The sequence below is a fragment of the Shewanella sp. MSW genome (genome assembly GCF_007636515.1).
Lineage (GTDB): Bacteria > Pseudomonadota > Gammaproteobacteria > Enterobacterales > Shewanellaceae > Shewanella > Shewanella indica.
Window position 1 is genome coordinate 81,472 of record NZ_LVDR01000002.1, and the last position, 17,703, is coordinate 99,174.

General features: G+C 53.0%; 15 protein-coding genes. 11 read left to right on the top strand and 4 right to left on the bottom strand.

Annotated elements, in window-relative coordinates; all coding sequences use genetic code 11:
• Positions 1 to 3: 3 nt before the first annotated feature.
• Entirely contained in the window at positions 4 to 2,397 is a 2,394-nt protein-coding gene (locus AYI96_RS01995) for a TonB-dependent receptor plug domain-containing protein (RefSeq protein ID WP_071475503.1), read from the bottom strand.
• 437 nt (positions 2,398 to 2,834) lie between these two features.
• Here AYI96_RS01995 and AYI96_RS02000 point away from each other — a divergent pair, with 437 nt between their 5' ends.
• From AYI96_RS02000 to AYI96_RS02025, 6 genes are all read left to right on the top strand, one after another.
• Entirely contained in the window at positions 2,835 to 3,890 is a 1,056-nt protein-coding gene (locus tag AYI96_RS02000) for an alpha/beta hydrolase (protein ID WP_071475502.1), read from the top strand.
• 168 nt (positions 3,891 to 4,058) lie between these two features.
• Entirely contained in the window at positions 4,059 to 4,646 is a 588-nt protein-coding gene (locus AYI96_RS02005) for an LON peptidase substrate-binding domain-containing protein (protein WP_039034803.1), read from the top strand.
• An 82-nt stretch (positions 4,647 to 4,728) separates the two neighbouring features.
• Entirely contained in the window at positions 4,729 to 5,664 is a 936-nt protein-coding gene (locus AYI96_RS02010; protein ID WP_071475501.1) for a pseudouridine synthase, read from the top strand.
• 260 nt (positions 5,665 to 5,924) lie between these two features.
• Positions 5,925 to 7,316, top strand: coding sequence for a hypothetical protein (locus AYI96_RS02015; protein ID WP_071475500.1), 1,392 nt, complete (start codon positions 5,925 to 5,927; stop codon positions 7,314 to 7,316).
• Positions 7,309 to 8,637, top strand: a complete 1,329-nt coding sequence (locus AYI96_RS02020; RefSeq protein WP_071475499.1) for a glycosyltransferase family 2 protein — start codon at positions 7,309 to 7,311, stop codon at positions 8,635 to 8,637. Before AYI96_RS02015 ends, AYI96_RS02020 begins: the two co-directional genes overlap by 8 nt.
• Entirely contained in the window at positions 8,637 to 9,689 is a 1,053-nt protein-coding gene (locus AYI96_RS02025) for an HlyD family secretion protein (protein WP_144360892.1), read from the top strand. Before AYI96_RS02020 ends, AYI96_RS02025 begins: the two co-directional genes overlap by 1 nt.
• A gap of 136 nt (positions 9,690 to 9,825) precedes the next feature.
• Here AYI96_RS02025 and AYI96_RS02030 read toward each other — a convergent pair whose 3' ends face one another.
• From AYI96_RS02030 to AYI96_RS02040, 3 genes are read right to left on the bottom strand one after another with little or no spacing between them, the layout of a single operon-like run.
• Complete coding sequence (locus tag AYI96_RS02030) at positions 9,826 to 10,425, bottom strand: TlpA family protein disulfide reductase (protein ID WP_260852930.1); 600 nt, start codon at positions 10,423 to 10,425, stop codon at positions 9,826 to 9,828.
• Positions 10,422 to 10,820 carry a cytochrome c-type biogenesis protein CcmH gene (locus AYI96_RS02035; RefSeq protein WP_052248294.1) on the bottom strand — a complete coding sequence of 133 codons (399 nt, stop codon included), beginning with the start codon at positions 10,818 to 10,820 and terminating at the stop codon, positions 10,422 to 10,424. Before AYI96_RS02035 ends, AYI96_RS02030 begins: the two co-directional genes overlap by 4 nt.
• A complete protein-coding gene (locus AYI96_RS02040) occupies positions 10,813 to 12,741 on the bottom strand; it encodes a heme lyase CcmF/NrfE family subunit (RefSeq protein ID WP_052248295.1) in 1,929 nt (642 codons plus the stop codon). The genes AYI96_RS02035 and AYI96_RS02040 overlap by 8 nt, the downstream gene beginning before the upstream one ends.
• Before the next feature lie 391 nt (positions 12,742 to 13,132).
• On the opposite strand from AYI96_RS02040, the gene AYI96_RS02045 reads away from it, so the two are divergent.
• From AYI96_RS02045 to AYI96_RS02065, 5 genes are all read left to right on the top strand, one after another.
• Positions 13,133 to 15,169, top strand: a complete 2,037-nt coding sequence (locus AYI96_RS02045; protein WP_039036055.1) for a cytochrome c — start codon at positions 13,133 to 13,135, stop codon at positions 15,167 to 15,169.
• Positions 15,170 to 15,282: 113 nt separating this feature from the next.
• Positions 15,283 to 15,669, top strand: coding sequence for a rhodanese-like domain-containing protein (locus AYI96_RS02050; RefSeq protein ID WP_226684573.1), 387 nt, complete (start codon positions 15,283 to 15,285; stop codon positions 15,667 to 15,669).
• A gap of 38 nt (positions 15,670 to 15,707) precedes the next feature.
• Entirely contained in the window at positions 15,708 to 16,460 is a 753-nt protein-coding gene (locus AYI96_RS02055) for an FKBP-type peptidyl-prolyl cis-trans isomerase (protein ID WP_144360894.1), read from the top strand.
• Between the two features lie 11 nt (positions 16,461 to 16,471).
• Entirely contained in the window at positions 16,472 to 17,125 is a 654-nt protein-coding gene (locus tag AYI96_RS02060; RefSeq protein WP_144360895.1) for a tetratricopeptide repeat protein, read from the top strand.
• A gap of 76 nt (positions 17,126 to 17,201) precedes the next feature.
• Positions 17,202 to 17,702 carry a nitrous oxide reductase accessory protein NosL gene (locus AYI96_RS02065; protein ID WP_039036059.1) on the top strand — a complete coding sequence of 167 codons (501 nt, stop codon included), beginning with the start codon at positions 17,202 to 17,204 and terminating at the stop codon, positions 17,700 to 17,702.
• The last annotated feature ends 1 nt before the right edge of the window (position 17,703 follow it).

A 17,703-nucleotide genomic window follows, 5' to 3' on the forward strand; every position in this document is an offset into this window, starting at 1 on the left:
AAATCAGTAGCTGTATCTGGCTTCGAGGAAGTAGTAACCGCCGTTGAAACCAAAAGGTGTGTTGGTCAAGGGGTAGACGAAGATCCCGTTGAAGTTGTTGTCGTCCGGACGTTTTTCCGGATAGGTATCGAACAGGTTCTGCACCCCGGCGGTGAAGCTCAGGCTATCTGTGGCCGCATAGGTCAGCGACAGATCCACGGTGAACTTACCGTCGTACTCCACGTCTTCACGGGAATAACCTATGGTGTAGGGGCCAAAGTAACTCAGGCGCAGATTGGTCTTGAAGTCGCCCAGGCTGTGGGTCAGCCCCAGGTTACCTGTGTTCTTTGGATTGGCCTTGGTCATCCGGGTCTGCTCTATACGGTCAAACAGCTGATCTTCCAAGCCATCCAGAAGGTTTGGCAGATGAATATCGCGGATTTCCGTGTCGTTATAGGCATAGGCCAGGCTGGCGCGCAGATCGCCGTAGCTGCCGAGATCAAAGTCCTGGGTCACCACCAGATCCACACCTCGGGTGCGGCTATCGACGGCGTTGATAAAGAAGCGTGCCGACTCGGCGTTGGTACCGGCCAGCGCATCTGCCACCACCTGGGAGTCGGCCGGTGTCAGCGAGCTGGAGAGCACGATTCTGTCATCTATGCTGATCTGATAGGCATCCAGAGTCACCGCCAGACCGGAATCATTGGTGTACACCAGTCCCAGGCTGAAGGACTCTGACAACTCGGGTTGCAGCTTGCCCACCTGTAGCGCCTGGGTCACGGAAGACAGGTTGTTGAAGGTGCCCGACTCGGTCGGTACCAGCTGGCCTGTCACGGGATCCGGGTTGAACAGGGTCGAGATATTGGTGAAGTACAGTTGCTGCACGCTGGGGGCGCGAAAGCCGGTGTTGGCCGTGGCTCTGAGTGCCAGGTTGTCGGTCAGATCGTATCTGGCGGCCAGCTTCCAACTGGTGTTGTCACCAAAGTCGGAATAGTCTTCATAGCGCACCGCGGCGGCCCAGTAGAAGTCGTCGGTCAGTTGGTTTTCCACCTCGAGATAGACACCTATGTTGTCTCTATCCTCATCTACCGCCGATTCTGGGGTAAAGCCGCCAAAGCCTTGGCTGCCGCCGGCCTTGTTCTGATAACCGCCGTTGATATAAGAGGCTTGCTCTCCGGCTTCCACCTGATAAGCGTTCTGGCGCCAGGCTGTGCCCATAGCGACCAGCAGCTCTGAGTCATTGTAAAAGTCGAAGTAACGTGAGGCATCCAGAGTCAGGTTCCACTCTTCGGTGGACAGGGTACCTGCGTTGAATTCGGTTTGGCTGCCGGGGCCCAAAGAGGCGTTGAGTGTGTTCTCGACCCGGTACTTAAAGCGGTTCTTGCCGTATCCGGCCGAGGCATCCAACTGCCACTCGCCCAGGTTAAATTCATAACCCAGCAGCAGCGACTGATCTGTGATCTTGGGGGTTATCTGCGGCAGGAAACCATCGGGATAGATTTCGGTAACATTGCGGCTATCCAGTGGACGGCGGAAGAAGGCGCCGGAGCGGGTCTCGCGCTGGCTCAAGCCACCGAAGGCGTACAGTTTGCTGTCATTGGCAAACTCCTGAGCGGCATTGAGAAACAACCCCAGGTTGTCATATTCGGCGTCACCCACATGGTGATTCTTGCGGTTAACGGTTTCTTCGCGGGGATCCAGGCTGCCATCGGCCAGCAATGGATATTGCTGACGCGGATCCAAACCGGCGCGATTGGTGCTGTTCTTGTGATGTGCTTCCAGCGACAGATTCACAAAGCCAGTGTCACCTATGCTGAGGCCGTGGTTGAGGCCGACACGCCACTGCTCGCCATCACCCTGATAGGTTTGACCGGCTTGGGCCGATACCATGCCACCTTCACTGTTGTCTTTGAGCACTACGTTGATCACCCCGGCTATGGCGTCAGAGCCATATTGGGCCGAAGCGCCATCACGAAGAATTTCGATGCGTTTGATGGCCGTCATAGGGATGGCGTTCAGGTCGACGTTGGAGGAGCCCTTGCCCACAGTCCCTGAGAGGTGGACCAGTGCCGAGCCATGACGGCGTTTGCCGTTAACCAGCACCAGGGTATGGTCCGGTGACAGGCCGCGCAGACTGGCGGGACGCACCGCATCTGAGCCATCGGTGACCGAGGAGAAGGGGAAGCTGTAGCTAGGTGCGGCAAACTGCAGCGCCTTGGCGGTTTCCGTCATGCCAGTGGCTTCAAGTTGTTCGGCCGTAATGATATCGACCGGTGCCACGCTGTCGGTGGCGGTCCGCAGGGCGATACGTGAACCTATGACGGAGATGGTTTCGATACTGGGCTGCTCTTCGGCAGCAAAGACGGCAGGAACAGTCAGTTGACTCGCCACTGCCAGTGAAATAAGAGCTAAGCGCATACGACCTCTTGAATGATTCAAAACTGCATTTTTATTGCGTGGATAGTAGCATTGTTACAATTGATGCATTTAGACGTAAAAGTGATAACTCAGAGCGCAGCGTTCTAGAAACATTTGGTTTTTTCGAGAAAATTTTTCCCTGAACTTGGTTGTTTGGGGAGCTGCCTATTTTGGCGATATCTGCTGATATTGGGTTTATTTGGGGGTTAATTGGCTGTTTTGCTTTTATTTATACAGTGGTTTTTGAGTTAACAGCCTATTTATGACTATCTCTACTTTCAAAGCTGTCTTTAGAACATTTTCTTGGACATTTAAACAAGGGCTATCCCGGCCGTTTTCGGAGCCGTCGGGAGGAGGGGAAATACTGAGTCAAACTTGGTTGCCGTGCAAGGCTGCGGTATCTTGCCTGTGACTTTTGCGGCTCAGGGAGTGACTTTTTGGCTAACTTACGATTTCTTGCCGGTACAGACGCCCATCAGACATTGATGGAACAGGGATTAAAACCCGAGCATTTTACTCAACTATTGGCGGCATCCGGTGGTCCCAAATGGCTGGGGATTGCCGGGCTAGATAAATACCTGTTTGGTGAGTTTTTCAAACAGAGGCAGACTCCGCTCTACACTTTTGGTGCTTCATCTGGCGCCTGGCGTTTGGCCTGTCTGGCTCAGGCAGATCCGCTGGCGGCTTATCAAAGGCTGGAACAGCTCTACATAGGCCAGCGCTATGAAACCCGTCCGAGTCGGGAAGATGTCAGCCGCCAGGTCCGCGGTATAGTCAGCGGGATTTTAGGCACCAGCGGCGCCGAAGAGATCCTCAAACAGCCGCATATTCGCAGCCATATAGTGGTATGCCGCGCCCGTCACTTGAACCGGGCCGGCAGTAAGTTGGCGCTGGCGGCAGGCCTGGGCGCTGCCGCCATGACCAACCTTGTCAGTCGCCGCACCTTGGGGTGGCACTTTGAGCGTCTGGTATTCGCCTCTGCCATAGAGGGTTCCCCCTTCGCTCAGTTGAAAGATCTCCCGGGAGACAGCGCCTTGCTCAGCAGTGACAATATCGAAGCCGTGTTGCTGGCCACAGGTTCTATTCCGTTGCTGCTGTCACCGGTAACCGAAATCCGCGGCGTGACCAACGGGCACTTCTATGATGGCGGCATCACCGATTACCACTTCGACCTGCCGCTGTCACGGGCGCCGGGGTTGACCCTGTATCCGCATTTTTATCCCCATATGGCGCCGGGATGGTTCGATAAATCCTTGCCTTGGCGCCGGGCCAAGCGCCGTTATCACAATGCTTTGGTGTTGGCACCCACAGAGGAGTTTGTCGCTTCGTTACCCTATGGCAAAATTCCAGATCGCAAGGACTTTGAAACCTTGGATAGTGCCAGTCGAATTCAATATTGGCGCCGCGCCGCCGATATGAGTACCAGATTGGCTGATGAATTTGCCGAGGTATTTCTCGGCGGCAAAATAGCCCAAAGGCTGGAGCTTCTATAAATACGCTTGCAACAAAATCCACTCAACGCCTGTCTAACTCATTAGCAGACCTAAGGACTAGCCTAAATTGCCAATGGATGAAATTTCAGCAACTGCTAGACTTTAAAACGAATGTTGAACCTCAGGTTCGCTTTCGGTTGCTCACTCCCCGAGGGGAAGGAGGTTGCTATGCATACACAGGAAATGGCGTTACTGACCTATGATGCCTTGTTGTTGCCAGGTGGACGGCTTGAGATCAGGATCCTTGACCCCATTACCTTGAGCATGGTGGCCGATGTCCTGAAGGGGAAATATCCGCTGGCTTTCGGAATGCGTAATAACGTTGCCATGCCGCCCAGTTTTCCCATTGCCACTCGCTGCGAGCTCATCGACTTCAATCAGCTCGAAGATGACTCGCTGAGTATCACCCTGGAAGGCAAGCAAAGGGTCAAAGTCCTGTCCGCCAAACAGGAAAAAGATGGCCGCTGGCTGGCAAAGGTAATGGATTGTCCCAACTGGGCCGAGGAGCCTATTCGGGGCGAGTTCACCCTTATCAGCGCGGCACTGGAGCAGTTTTATGAGGTCAACCCGGATTTGCGCGGGCTCTACTCATCAGAAGTGCATCTGGATGATGCCGCTTGGGTGAGCCAGCGTTGGTTGGAGGTTTTGCCCTTATACAACAAGGACAAACAGCTGTTGTTGAATCAACCTGATTGCCACAAGACCATGGACTTTGTGCTCAAGTTGATTAAGTCCCATGTTCAGCAGCAGCTTTGAGTGTACTCGCCTCGAATAATCTGAGGCAGATAGAGTAGAATGGCGGCCCCGAGTCGCCATTTTTTATTTTGCCGGAAGAGTTATGAGCCAAACAGACAGAGCCGCACAGCCCTCCTATGTTGTCTTGCCAAGGGATGTGACCGATAAGCCCACTGTATTGGCCTTTCTTATCGACCATTTCAGCCGCATCGATGCCGATGTCTGGCGTGAGCGGGTCGCAACCGGCAAGGTACACTGGCAAAATGGCGAGCCTATCCAGGCCGATACCCCTTATCGGCCTACCGCCAGGGTCTACTATTACCGTGAAGTCCCCAAAGAAACCCGGATCCCTTTTGAAGAGCGGATCCTGTTTCAGGACGAGCACAGTATTCTGGTGTTCAAACCGCACTTTTTGCCTGTGACTCCCAGCGGCAACTATGTCAACGAGTGCCTGGTGCACAGGTTAAGGCGCCGCACCGGAATAGAAACCATAGCGCCGGCGCACAGGCTGGACAGAGAAACGGCCGGAGTCATGCTGATGTCCACAGATCCCGAAACCCGGCATGCCTATCATGCGCTGTTCCGTGAAGGCCAGATACGCAAGGACTACCAGGCGCTGGCGCGGCTGACACCTGAGCTTCAGGCGGGATTGGCAACTGGCGAACTTAGCCTGCCGCTGCACTGGACGGTGAAAAATCGCCTTATCAAGGGCGAGCCCAGTTTTATCATGCGTTTGGCCGAGGGTGAGGCCAACAGTCACTCGGAAATCAGTCTCATCGCCGTTAATGGCGATATGGGGCTGTTCAGTCTAAGTCCAATTACCGGTAAGACTCACCAACTCAGGCTGCATATGCAGAGTCTTGGAATGCCACTGCTGAACGACAGGTTTTACCCCGAACTGCAACCCAGGAGCGAAGACAATTTCAATAAGCCCCTCAAACTTATGGCTTGTCGGTTGCGCTTTATTGATCCCATCAGTGGCAAACAACAGGATATAAAAGTGGATGGTTTTGAAACTGAATTGGTCGATACAGCTTGATACGTTGGAAAATAAAAACAGGTGTATTGATTAACTCTGTTTATTATGTTTTGTGAGGTTATTATAAAATATGATCAATTAAAGGTTGGTTTAAGTGGTTTTGGTGGTAATTACGGTTTTTTTGTCAAAATATTGGCGGTTTTCTTCATTGTCTATATAATCCCCATTTGTTGAATTTCATTTTTGTCTAATTAAATTGTATGAACTTAGCCGAGGTTTTTCCTCTTATCATTGGCGGGTTTATCATTGTCGGGATTTATATGTCTATTACCAGAGCAGATATCCATGTTGAGGCGCAGGCCATTCCTTGTTGGATTGGTGATAGAGGTGAAGAATTATATGGCAATGATTTTGAAGAATTTAATGATGTTTTTGGTTTCTTGGATACCGGGCTTGCTTATGATGCCATCTGCCTGAATCTGCCGACAGGAATTCAGGACCAAGCGCTTATTCTGTTGAGGCAACAGCCATCGACTTTTATGGCCATGATCAAGGTGGTAACGCCAAGCCTTTTATCTGATTATCTGGCCAATGGTTTATTTCAGCCTGACTTCAAACAAGAGTTGGAAAATTATTGGCAAAGGAAGAACTTAATTAAATTACCCAGCCGGGATGATGTCAGTTATCGGCTGTTGAGTTTTATGTGGCTATTCCCTGAATATAGTTTGCAACCTGTGGCTACGCCGGAAAAGCCACATCTTTATGAGTATCCACTGCTGCAGATATTGACTGATTCAGCGAAGGAAAGTCAGACCCTATTAAATAAATTAATGAACCGGCATTGGCTGGCACCCACCAAGTTGAGGGACAGAGTTAGGCTATGCTGCAAGTGCCACTCAGGACATCTCAACTATATCGATCTCTGTCCCCAGTGCCGCAGCATAGAAATTGATATGCAGACCAGTTTGCACTGTTTTAACTGTGGTCATGTGGATAATCAGCAAGCCTTCGGTCGTAGTAGCGGACTCAGTTGCCCCAACTGTTTGCAGCGGCTGCGGCATATAGGTGTCGACTATGACAGACCAATAGAAAACCAGCATTGTAATAGCTGTAATAGCCTGTTTTTGGAGGCCAAGGTCGAGGCTGTTTGTCTGCACTGTGGTCATGGACATCAACCGGACGAGCTGACCATACGTCGCATCTCTGACTTTGAACTGGCGGAGCAGGGAAGAGAACTGGTGCGCCATGGCGTGCAGCAACAACTGCTTGCCGCACTTGGCGAACAGATGAGTCGGGCCCATTTCCTCTGGTTGCTGCAATGGCACAATCAGCTGGCGCTGCGTCATGATCATGAGCATCTGTTGCTGGTATTGGAGCTGGAGGCGTTGGCGCCAGATCTGGCCGGCAGCGGAGAAACCCGTTCCTTAGTCTTACTTGATGCGCTCAAGCAGCGATTATTGAGCCTGGTGCGGGTAACGGACGCCTGCAATAGCCATGATGACCAAGGTGTCTTATTACTATTGCCTTACACCGGCGAGTCACAGTTACCGGCATTGAAGCAAAAGCTGCAGCGGCTTAATGACAGTGTGCCTGAAGGGGAGCTGAGACTCAGGTTTAAGGCAATCAGCCTGCCGGATCAACAACTTGATACTGAAGTTGAGTCCTGGTTGGCCAGTCGTCTGCAGCAGGCCGAGGTATTGGACGGTGAGTGAGTTCAATACCCTGGCTTTTATGAGCCTGGATATTTGGCACAAGCTTGCCACAGACGTCAGTCTGTTTCTCTGGCTGGTGCCGATGATTTTCCTCTATGAAATACCATTGATGTTGATCGTAGTTTCAGGCGTCATCGGCTGGCATTGGCGAACATTTCGTCGTCCCAAGGTTCAAAAGGCTTATCGGCCCAAGGTTAGTTGCATCATTGCTTGCTACGCCGAGAAAGAAGCGGTGCGGCAAACCATAGTCACCCTAGTTGAACAGGACTATCCAGGGGAGATGGAGATCATTGCCGTGGTTGATGGCGCGGTACAAAACGCCGAAACTTTTGCAGTTGCCAAAGCAGCCGCAGCTGAATGCCGTCGCCCTGGACGGGAGATTATCGTGTTGCCCAAGTGGCAACGTGGCGGTCGGGTTTCGACTTCAAATGCAGGTCTGGCCAGAGCCAGCGGTGAGTTGGTGATTAATGCCGATGCCGATACCTCTTTCGACAATGATATGGTTTCTCAAATCGTGCCGCTGTTCGCCGATCCCAATGTGCCTGCCGTCGGCGGTGCTTTGCGGGTACGCAATGTCAATGATTCGCTGTGGACCCGGATGCAGGCGATTGAATACTTGATCTCCATGCAGGGGGGGAAGACGGGCCTTGGGCACTGGAATCTGCTAAATAATATCTCTGGGGCTTTCGGCGCCTTTCGTCGTGATGTGCTGGTCAAAATTGGCGGCTGGGATACCCATACCGCCGAGGATCTGGATCTAACGTTGAGATTAAAACAGTACTTTGGCCGTCACCCCAATTGGCGCATTCCCTTTGCTACGCTGGCTATTGGGCATACCGATGCCCCCATGGATCTCAAGACGCTTGTCTGGCAAAGGTTGCGTTGGGATGGCGACCTTTTGTTTCTCTACTTTCGCAAGCACTGGCCGGCTTTTTCTCCAAGGCTTCTGGGGGGCGCTACTTTCGCTTTTACGCTGATTTACGGTGTTATGCAAAATGTGCTGATGCCTTTTGTCATCCTGCTTTACAGTTTCGGGATAGCGCTGGCGTATCCCTGGCAGTTTTTGACAATAATTACGCTGACTATCTATTTGGCCTATTTGTCTTTTTTGTTGTTTTTCTATTTGTTGGTGTTGTTGGCGATTTCCGAGCGGCCGCGGCAGGATTTAAGGTTGCTGCTCTGGTTGCCCCTTTATCCCTTCTATGCCTTGTTTATGCGTAGTGTCAGCTTATTTGCCCTGATTAATGAAGCAGTTAGACGTTCACATGAAGAGAGTTCCATGGCTCCTTGGTGGGTGCTGAAACGAGGGAGAAAATTTTAGTGAAAGTGACTTACCAAGCGGCCGCCAAGGCGCAACAACCTACACGAGATCAAGGTTTGAAGGTGGACTACGCCCCGGCGAAACGGGGCGGAATGAAATGGCGTTGGTATCTGTTGCTATTACTGGTTATTGCCCCAGTGGTCCTGTTGCTTTGGGTGTTGCTGCGTCCGAGCCTGTTTGTGCTGGCGCCGGGAATCTTGACCTCAGAGCCGCTGGAGATGCGGGCTATGCAGAAGGGCAGATTATTGGAGCTTTCAGTGCGGCCTGGTTCTCAGGTGGAGCCGGGTCAGGCGCTCGGGCGTATAGCCGATGCCGGTCTGGACGCCAGCATTGACGAGTTGCAGCGCCAGTTAACCGAGCTGACACCGCCATCGCAGGCGCAGGATCAGGCTATTTTGGGGCAACTTGAACAGCGGATATTGGTGGCTGAACAGGGAGTAAAGCGTCAGGATGAACTACTGTCGCAGTTTGAGTCATTCCGTAAGCAAGGGGTGGTTCCCACTGCAGATATGGCGGCAGTGATGCAAGCCCATACCAGTGCCAGAATGGCGCTGGAACAGGCCCGGGCCGAGTTGTTGCAGCAAAGGCAGTTGCAACAACAAGAACGGGAGGCTGGTGTAATAGCCCAGAGCCGCAACAGCCTGTTGTTAAAGCTGGCGGAGCTGCAAGCCAAACGTCAGCAATTGACCTTGCAGGCGCCGTTTGCCGGCCGGGTAGCCGATGTTTTGGTGCAGCGGGGGGAAGCCATAGCCGAGCAGCAGCCTATGCTTTGGTTATCGGGGCGGGCACAGCCTGTGGTGGTATGTTATCTGGCGCCTGAGTATCTTGACTATGTTGCTCAGGGGCAGCAGGCCAGTGTCAAATTGCCCAATGGCACCCTAATCCGCGCCGAAATCAAAGAGCCGACCCAGTTAGTGGGCAAGGTGCCCAAGCAGCTGTCCGGTCCTTTTGACGGGGACAAACCGGCACTCAAGATTACGCTTGCTTTGCATCAGAATCTGCCTTTGGCGATTGAGGGGGTTCCGGTAGAGGTGAGTTTCGATCGTTTCTGAGAAAAAGGCTTTCCCGACAAAAGAGGCGTGCGTGACGGGAAAGCGGGCAAAAAGTGTGGGCGGAGAAGTCACATGGTTCTTTGCCAAAGAGTTGCCCGGAGTGACTTGGGGAGATGCTCCGGGACGGTTGCACTATTTACTGTTTCGCTTTGCTTTGGGTCAGCGTTTGATACTTGGCGGCAAAGCGCAACAGATAGTCGGCGATATCCGGGTCGTCCCAGTCCAGATAGCCGCGGATAAAGCCGACTAAGTTCCCATTGGGATCAAAAACATAAGTCGCCGGAACCACATTGGCCGGCATGATCTTCTCTATCTCTTTTTTGCTGTCTATCCAGCTGTCATCCAACTTGAGTTCATGCTTGGCCAGAAAAGGTGCCACAGCAGCCGGATCTTCATCTATCGACAGCGGCACTATTTGGATACTGCTGCCCTGCAGTTTGCTGCGTAGCTTGGCCAGCGCCGGCATCTCACGCAGACAGGGTGGACACCAGCTGGCCCAAAGATTCAGCAGCACCATACGTCCTTGGTATTCAGCCAAGGTCTTGGGGTTACCCTGTAGATCGGCAAAGGTCACCTTGGCCACCTTTCTGGCGTGCTGCATTTCAACAAATTCACGCATAATCATAGGCTTGTTTGGTACAGGTTCCCCTGTGTGATAAGCCTTGTGCTGCATTATGCCCCCTTGGGCCGATAGCGGCAGCAACAGGGCGAGACATAGAAGCAAGTAAGATCTCAAGATGGATTCTCCTGATCGTGTGGGGATGGATTGTTGCTGCGGCCGAAAAACAGCAGCATGCCGGGCAATACCAGTAACAAGATGACAGGTCCCAGCCATAGCAGTGCTGTGCCTGCGTTCAGCGAGGGTTGATAACGGATCTGCTCGCCATAGCGTTCTACCATAAATTCGAGGATCTGCTCCCGGCTCTTGCCCTGCTGCAGCATCAAGTAGATCTGTGCTTTGAGCTCACTGGCAATGGCGGTTTCCGACTCAAACAGGTTTTGGTTGGTGGCCATGGGGCAGCGCAGTTCTTTGGAGATATCTATGCTGAGACGGGCTATATCCATGTCGGTCGCCTGGGCTTCGGCGCAAGCAAAGCTGAGCCATAATCCAAGTAGCATTAGCTTAATCATGTTGAAGTCTCCCTGAGGCGGTTAACAAATCGGTTTGCGGCCGGCGTTGACGTCGGTTTCCGAGGGCCAGTAGGCCACCAATGGCCATCAAGGCACCACCGAGCCAGATCCAACTCACCAATGGTTTGATGCTGAGGCGCACCAAAAATTCTTCATCGCTCAGTTGGGTGCCCATGGAGACATAGAGATCACCAAAGGCCCCACGGTGGATAGCAGCCTGGGACAGTGACATGCCGTTGGAGTTGAATTCCTGGCGTTCCGGATAAAGGTAAGTAAGCAGTTGCTCATTGTGCTCTACCCGAATCACGGCCTGTTCACCTCTGTAGGCAGGTTTGTCCAGCAAGCGGGTTTGCTCATAGATAAAGGTGTAGTCACCCAGAATGCTGCCTTGGCCCGGCCCCATACGCAGCAGAGAGTGCTGCTCGAAACAACTGACTCCGGTCGCGCCCATGATGCTGATAAGAAGGCCGGTGTGAGCCAACAGCATGGGAATACTGCGGCGTTTGCCGGCAATCTGGCCCAGCGGCAACAGATAAAGCAGCAGAGTGCAGAGTAGAAAGAGGCTCATCGCACCGCCTGCCAGTAACCAAGGGTCGAGCCTGCCTTTAAAAAACAGCGCCAGTGCGGTCGCAATTACAGTGACCAGCGCCAGTAGCCCCAGGCGCCTCGGCGCCATATACGGCAGGGTGCTTATCGCCATGGGCAAGAGCAGCAGCGCCAACATGGGCACAAACAGGGTATTAAAGTAGGGCGCCCCTACTGACAGACTTCCCAGGCCAATTGCCTGATAGAAAAGTGGGTAAAGGGTGCCCAGCAAGGTAGTCAGCGCCATGGTCAGCAGGATCAGGCTACCGAGCAACAGCTGACCGTCCCGGCCAAGTGGTGCCAGCTTGCCCGGCTGCCAGTGATGGCGACATCTGAGGCCAAATAGGGTGAATCCGGCGCCACCATAAAGTAGCAGTAACAGGAGTATGATGACTCCTCGCTCCGGATCGGCAGCAAACGCATGTACAGACTGAATAATGCCGGAGCGAACAATAAAGGTACCCAGCAGACACAGACTGAAGCCCAGCAGCACCAGCGCCAGGGCCGAGAGCTGGGCCAAGGGGTTGTGGTTTTTGATCAGCAAGCAGTGTAGCGCGCCTGTGGTCACCAGCCAGGGAATAAAGGCGGCATTTTCCACAGGATCCCAGAACCACCATCCGCCCCACCCCAATTCGTTATAGGCCCACCAGGAGCCCAGGGCATTACCTGCGGTGAGAAACACCCAGGTCAGCAGCAGATGGCGCTTGAGCCTGCCAAGGCGGGCGGCGCTGAACTTTTGGCTGACAAGCAATGCCAGCGCAATACAAAAACAGATCCCAAGGCCTGCATAACCGAGAAACAGCAGCGGCGGGTGCAGGATAAGGCCTATGTCCTGCAGCATGGGGCTGAGATCGCGTCCCTCTATCGGCACTTCCGGTAGTAGACGGGCAAAGGGGTTGGCGTACAGCAACATAAAGAAGATAAAGCCGCTGAGAATCGCTGAACAACTGCCGTGCAGCATCAACAGATAGTTGTGATCTTGCGAGCGCCTCTGTAGTCCCAGCCAGGCCCATAGTGCCATTACTGTCATCCAAAACAGCAAAGACCCTTCATGGCTGCCCCAAACTGCGGCCACTTTATAAAACAGCGGCAGGGCCGAGTTGGAGTTGTTGGCCACATAAGCCACAGAGAAGTCGTTGAGGATAAACGCCAGTGCCAGCATGAGTACGGCGCCGGTCAGCCCAAGCGCTTGCCCCAGCAACAGCGGTCGCAGCGGCCATTCGAACCGAGGAATGCGATATTTGAGCAGCGCAAGCAAGGCGCCAAATAAGGCACAACTGCCGCTCAGGATCAGCAGGAAGTGTCCCAGTTCGGGCAACATGGTGATGGAAAACATGGCCGCTCTCTTTTGTTTTGCCGGGAAGCCCCGGGAATGGATCTATGGCACTGAGACTAGGGTTATTACCCCTTTGGCTCTGTGATCTGTCGCGCCTTTATCAGCCTATGTTTGCCGGCGCGGCATTTTTCAATTTTCAGCCGGGGTTTTGAGGTTTTTTGAGAAATAAAACGCTCAAAAAAAGAACTGAATAGTTCTGTTGTTAAAGATTAAAGCTATTGTTTTAAAAGATAAATGTAAGGTGTTGCTTTCTTGAGTTCTCAAGCGGGGGCGGGCTGTGCTCTGGCGCAGATTTTTGTCCTTGCACATATGAAGAATGAGTCGTGACCGGTCAAGCCGGCAATAACAAGTTCGTTTGTGAAATAACCGACGACAAATTCAGGAGTATATGATGAGACGATGGCAACAAAGGACAACACTCAGTATGTTGTTTTGTTTAACTGCCGTCAGCGGGGCTGGTGCGCTCGCGGCAGATAAACCAGGTCACGGCAATAAGCAGATGGGAGAGTCGGCACAAAAAGTGATCGCCAATCCCAACGGCATGGAAAAGGTAAACGGCGTCAAAACACTGCAGGATTATATCGTTCAGGAGAAAGAGCTGTTCGATTACCTGTTCCAGAATCACCCTGTGTTCAAGTATCAGGAAGAAGGCCGCCTCATTGGTATGTATAAGGTCAGTGACCGCGGTGAAGAATACATGGATCAAGGTAACAGCCAGAAGTACAGCAAACGGGTGGGACGCCCTTCTGCGGTGCAATATCGTTTGGCTGCCAAGTCTATTCTTGACTTCCCCAATAAGTTTGTTGGCCCTGAGAAGTGTGGTGAGTGTCATGCGGTGCAGTATGAGAAGTGGCAGCGTTCCCGTCACGCCCAGACCATACGTTTCCCCGGTGAGCATCCGGAAGTGGACAATGATCTGAAGAAAAAGCTGTATGGTTCTGATGCTTCCATATTGCCGGACGGCATTACTCCGGATGCTATTTACGCCACTGTAGGTACTCCAAGAACCAAGTATGGCTATATCGATAGCTTCCTGGTGCGTGGTTCCTACCACATTGAAGGCGGTCTGCTGAAAGATGGTACAGGTACCATGGTTGCCGGTGGTAACCAATTCTCCCGTGGTTGGGCCGAATGGTTGACCCCGGAAATGGCCAAGAAGATTCAGAAGGTTATTCCTGACTTCCCAACCAAGATGGAAGACTTCGGCGCCAGTGGTTCTCACCAGTGGGGTATGACCTCCTACGGTGCCAAGTATAAGAAAGAGTTCCTGTTCCAGCCTGCCAGCTCCTACTGCGAAGTGTGTCATAGCTTCAAGTTTGACTTCAAGAACAAGCAGGAATACCTGGATGCCCTTGGCGATCCCAAGAAACTGCAGGAACACACCATCAGCCGCGGTATCGCTTGTGAAGAGTGTCACGGCGCGGGTGGTCACCTGGACGGTGGTAACGGCGGCGGTATGCCTTCCAACTGTGAACGTTGTCACCAGCGTTTCAACTATATTGACGAACTGGCCGAAACCGAGCAAGGCAAGGAAAAGCTGGAATATGCCTTCAACGTCAAGATGAAGTCTTCTTGCCCATCTTGTGGTACCGAAGGTTCACAGATGTTCATGTCTTCTCACTATGACAAGGGCATGCGTTGTTCTACCTGTCATGATCCACATGAAGTAACAGGTAACGACTGGAAATCCGGTTACACCAAGCCAGCAATCAAGAAAGACTGTGTTGACTGTCACCAGGTTCAGGCCGAAATGGCTGCCAACACCGGCACTCACGCCAAGAACAGCTGTACCAGCTGTCACATGCCGAACATGGGTAGCTGTGAAAACTTCACCGCGATTCAATACCCGGATATGGCCGGCTTCGACGCAGTGCGTAAGTCTCACCTGTGGAAGATTGATGTCAGCCCGGATCGCAAGACTCTGAATCCTCCTGAAGGTCAACCTCGTAAGTCCACCACCAAAGGCTGGACTGTGGCTCAGGATGAGAATGGCCATGGCTATCTTGACCTGATGTGGACCTGTGCCCGTACCTCTATCTCTGACCACGACGTGGTTGAGCGTAAGGGTTGTCACAGCCAGTTCCAGTCCGAGCTGAGCAAGGGCCTGCACTTCAAGGATCAGAAAGAGATCTACGGCAAGGTCATGAAGTGGCAGACACCTGTCAAAGACAGCCTGGCGAAAGTGGAAGATGCGCTCAAGCGTGTCGATCGCAAGGTCGCCAAGAACAAACTGTCTATCGAAGACAAGACTCAGGTACTGCTGTTGACCGACAAGGCTCGCGACATAGTCGAGTTTATTCGTAAAGACGGTTCCTGGGGTGTTCACGCCCCCCGTTATGCCCGCAAGCGTATGGATGCAGCGGTCACTTATGTGACTCAGGCTGAAGCCATTGCTGACGGCAAAGGCACCAAGACAGCCTCGCTGTAATTTGGCAACTCAGGCTCCGGGCGCTCGTCCGGAGCCTTTAATGGAGGATAAAGATGCGAGTTCGACTCTCATTGAAACAGGCGCTGAAACAGTCCCTGCTGCCGCTGGCATTTATGGTTGCGGCACCGGCGGTGCTGGCAGGCGGTGGCGGAGATCTGGTTCCGGCTCCCTACCACGAAGAGATACTCAACCAGATCTCCATGCGTGAGGCCGAGATGCTGCTCAGCCAGCCCGGGGTGATCTTCTATGACGTCAACACCCTGGAGATATGGGGTGATGGCTTCATTCCCGGCGCCATCTACTTCAACGTCAATAACTGGAAGACCTTGTTGCCGGAAAACAAGGACACCACCATGGTGTTTTACTGTGCCAACCGCCTCTGTACTGCCAGCAACGTGGCCGCCAGAGAGGTGATGAAACTGGGTTATACCGATGTCAGACAGATGCCGGATGGTATCTATGGCTGGCGTATCTCGGGACGACCGATTGAGCGTCCTTGAGAATAGATTATTTGGGCATTGAATTTAGAAATTGCAGGATGAAAACCATGAAATTACAAAAACTTGCTACTACTATTTCCCTCTCTCTTTGTCTGAGCCTGCCCGCACTGGCGGCCGACTTGAAGACAGAGACAGACAAGACCTCCTACGCACTGGGTGCCTCTGTAGGCAACTATATATCGGGCCAGGTTTATCAACAGTTGGAGCTGGGCGCCGAAGTCAATATGGAGCTGCTGGTTACCGGCTTTACCGATGCGCTTAAAGATAAGCAGCAACTGACAGATGAACAGATCCTGGATCTACTCAACCAAAGAGCCATTGCTCTCAACGAAGAAAGAGAAGCCCGCTTCGATAAACTGGCTGAGGATAACCTCAAGGCCGGCGAAGCTTTCCTGGCCGAGAACAAGAAAAAGTCCGGCGTTAAGGTCACCGACAGTGGCTTGCAGTACGAAGTGCTGAGCATGGGGAAGGGCAAGAAGCCTAATCCTGAAGATGTGGTGACGGTCAACTATGTCGGTAAGCTTATCGACGGCACAGTATTTGAGGACAGCAGTACCAACAAGGCCGCCGGCCGTTTTGCGCTGATGACAGTGATCCCCGGCTGGGAAGAGGGCCTGAGACTGATGCCCGAAGGCTCCAAGTTTCGCTTCGTGATCCCTGCCAAGCTGGCCTATGGCGAGCAGGCTCCCGGGGTGATCCCGCCGCAGGCCACTCTGGTGTTTGAAGTCGAGCTGGTCAAGGTCGAGCAGCCGGGTAAAGACAGCAAGTATCCAATGCCTGGCCACAGTTGACAGGAGGCGTTATGGCTAACCCGCTTTGGTTGGGACTGGCCCTGCTGAGTCTGGCATTTATGAGCCTGTTTGCCCTTTATCAGTGGCAAACCTGCCGCGGAGACAGGGGCGTACCGGCTCTATGGCACTGGAGTCTGTTGCCGCTGCTGATCATAGGTCTGAGTCTTGGGACTTACTCCTATACCGGCCGTTATAACGATTGGCAGTTGGCCGAAGCCGACGACAGCATAGATTATCTGTTGGCTGCCGAAATTGTCCGGCTTCGGCGCGCCAGTGCCGAGGCGCCACAAGACACCAGCCTGATGCAACAGCTGGCGCAGGCCTATGTGCGCGGCGGCATGTATCTGGATGCGGTAGCTACCTTGAAGCAGCAGTTGCAACTTCAGGGCAAGAGTGCCGCCTTACTGGGGCAGTTGGCCGAAGCCGCCTATTACCGAGATCAACGCCAGTGGCTGCCGGAATCCCAGGATTGGGTCGAACAGGCCCTGGCGCTGGATAACGCCGATCCCGGTACCAGGTTGTTGCTGGCCAATGATGCCTTCCTTAACCAAAGATATGCCGAGGCTATAGGCCATTGGCAACTGCTGTTCGACAGTAGCAATGAGCAGTTGGACCGTGAGGCGTTGCAATATGCCATTGCCAACGCCCGCAGCCGACTCGAATGATTTTTTCAACCCTCGCCCAATGGGTTGTCCCTGCAAGGCCCCGGCGAGGTGTTGAATCTGTTGATTGGAGAGAAAGATGAAAAAGACACTTTTGGCTATCGCTATTCCTATCCTGTTAATGGGGCTGTCCGGATGCTCTCCGGCGCAGAGCCACAATCAGGAAACTCACGCCCAGCATCTGGAACAGCATGACAAGTGCCATATGTGCGGCATGATGATCACCAAATACCCTGGACCCAAGGGGCAACTTATGCTCAAAGACAGTGATGCTGTGCCCAAGTTCTGCTCCAGCCGTGACATGTTCAGCTTTGCGTTGCAACCGGAAAACCAGCGTAGAATCAAGGCTATGTTTGTCCATGATATGGGTACTACCGACTGGGAACAGCCGGATGACAACGCCTTTATCGATGCTACCACTGCTTGGTATGTTTATGGCACCAGCAAGAAGGGAGTGATGGGGCCGGCGGTTGCACCATTTTCAACCAAGGAAGCGGCGCAGGCTTTCGCCGAAGCCTGGGGTGGCCGGGTACTGGCCTATGAGGAGATCACCTTGGAACTGCTGGAAGGAGCCGACTGAG

What these genes read in the sequence shown, in the direction of transcription:
- AYI96_RS01995 (WP_071475503.1), bottom strand. Translation starts at nt 2,397, where the DNA reads ATGCGCTTAGCTCTTATTTCACTGGCAGTGGCGAGTCAACTGACTGTT.
- AYI96_RS02005 (WP_039034803.1), top strand. Translation starts at nt 4,059, where the DNA reads ATGCATACACAGGAAATGGCGTTACTGACCTATGATGCCTTGTTGTTG.
- AYI96_RS02010 (WP_071475501.1), top strand. Translation starts at nt 4,729, where the DNA reads ATGAGCCAAACAGACAGAGCCGCACAGCCCTCCTATGTTGTCTTGCCA.
- AYI96_RS02015 (WP_071475500.1), top strand. Translation starts at nt 5,925, where the DNA reads ATGTCTATTACCAGAGCAGATATCCATGTTGAGGCGCAGGCCATTCCT.
- AYI96_RS02035 (WP_052248294.1), bottom strand. Translation starts at nt 10,820, where the DNA reads ATGATTAAGCTAATGCTACTTGGATTATGGCTCAGCTTTGCTTGCGCC.
- AYI96_RS02040 (WP_052248295.1), bottom strand. Translation starts at nt 12,741, where the DNA reads ATGTTTTCCATCACCATGTTGCCCGAACTGGGACACTTCCTGCTGATC.
- AYI96_RS02045 (WP_039036055.1), top strand. Translation starts at nt 13,133, where the DNA reads ATGAGACGATGGCAACAAAGGACAACACTCAGTATGTTGTTTTGTTTA.
- AYI96_RS02050 (WP_226684573.1), top strand. Translation starts at nt 15,283, where the DNA reads ATGGTTGCGGCACCGGCGGTGCTGGCAGGCGGTGGCGGAGATCTGGTT.
- AYI96_RS02055 (WP_144360894.1), top strand. Translation starts at nt 15,708, where the DNA reads ATGAAAACCATGAAATTACAAAAACTTGCTACTACTATTTCCCTCTCT.
- AYI96_RS02060 (WP_144360895.1), top strand. Translation starts at nt 16,472, where the DNA reads ATGGCTAACCCGCTTTGGTTGGGACTGGCCCTGCTGAGTCTGGCATTT.
- AYI96_RS02065 (WP_039036059.1), top strand. Translation starts at nt 17,202, where the DNA reads ATGAAAAAGACACTTTTGGCTATCGCTATTCCTATCCTGTTAATGGGG.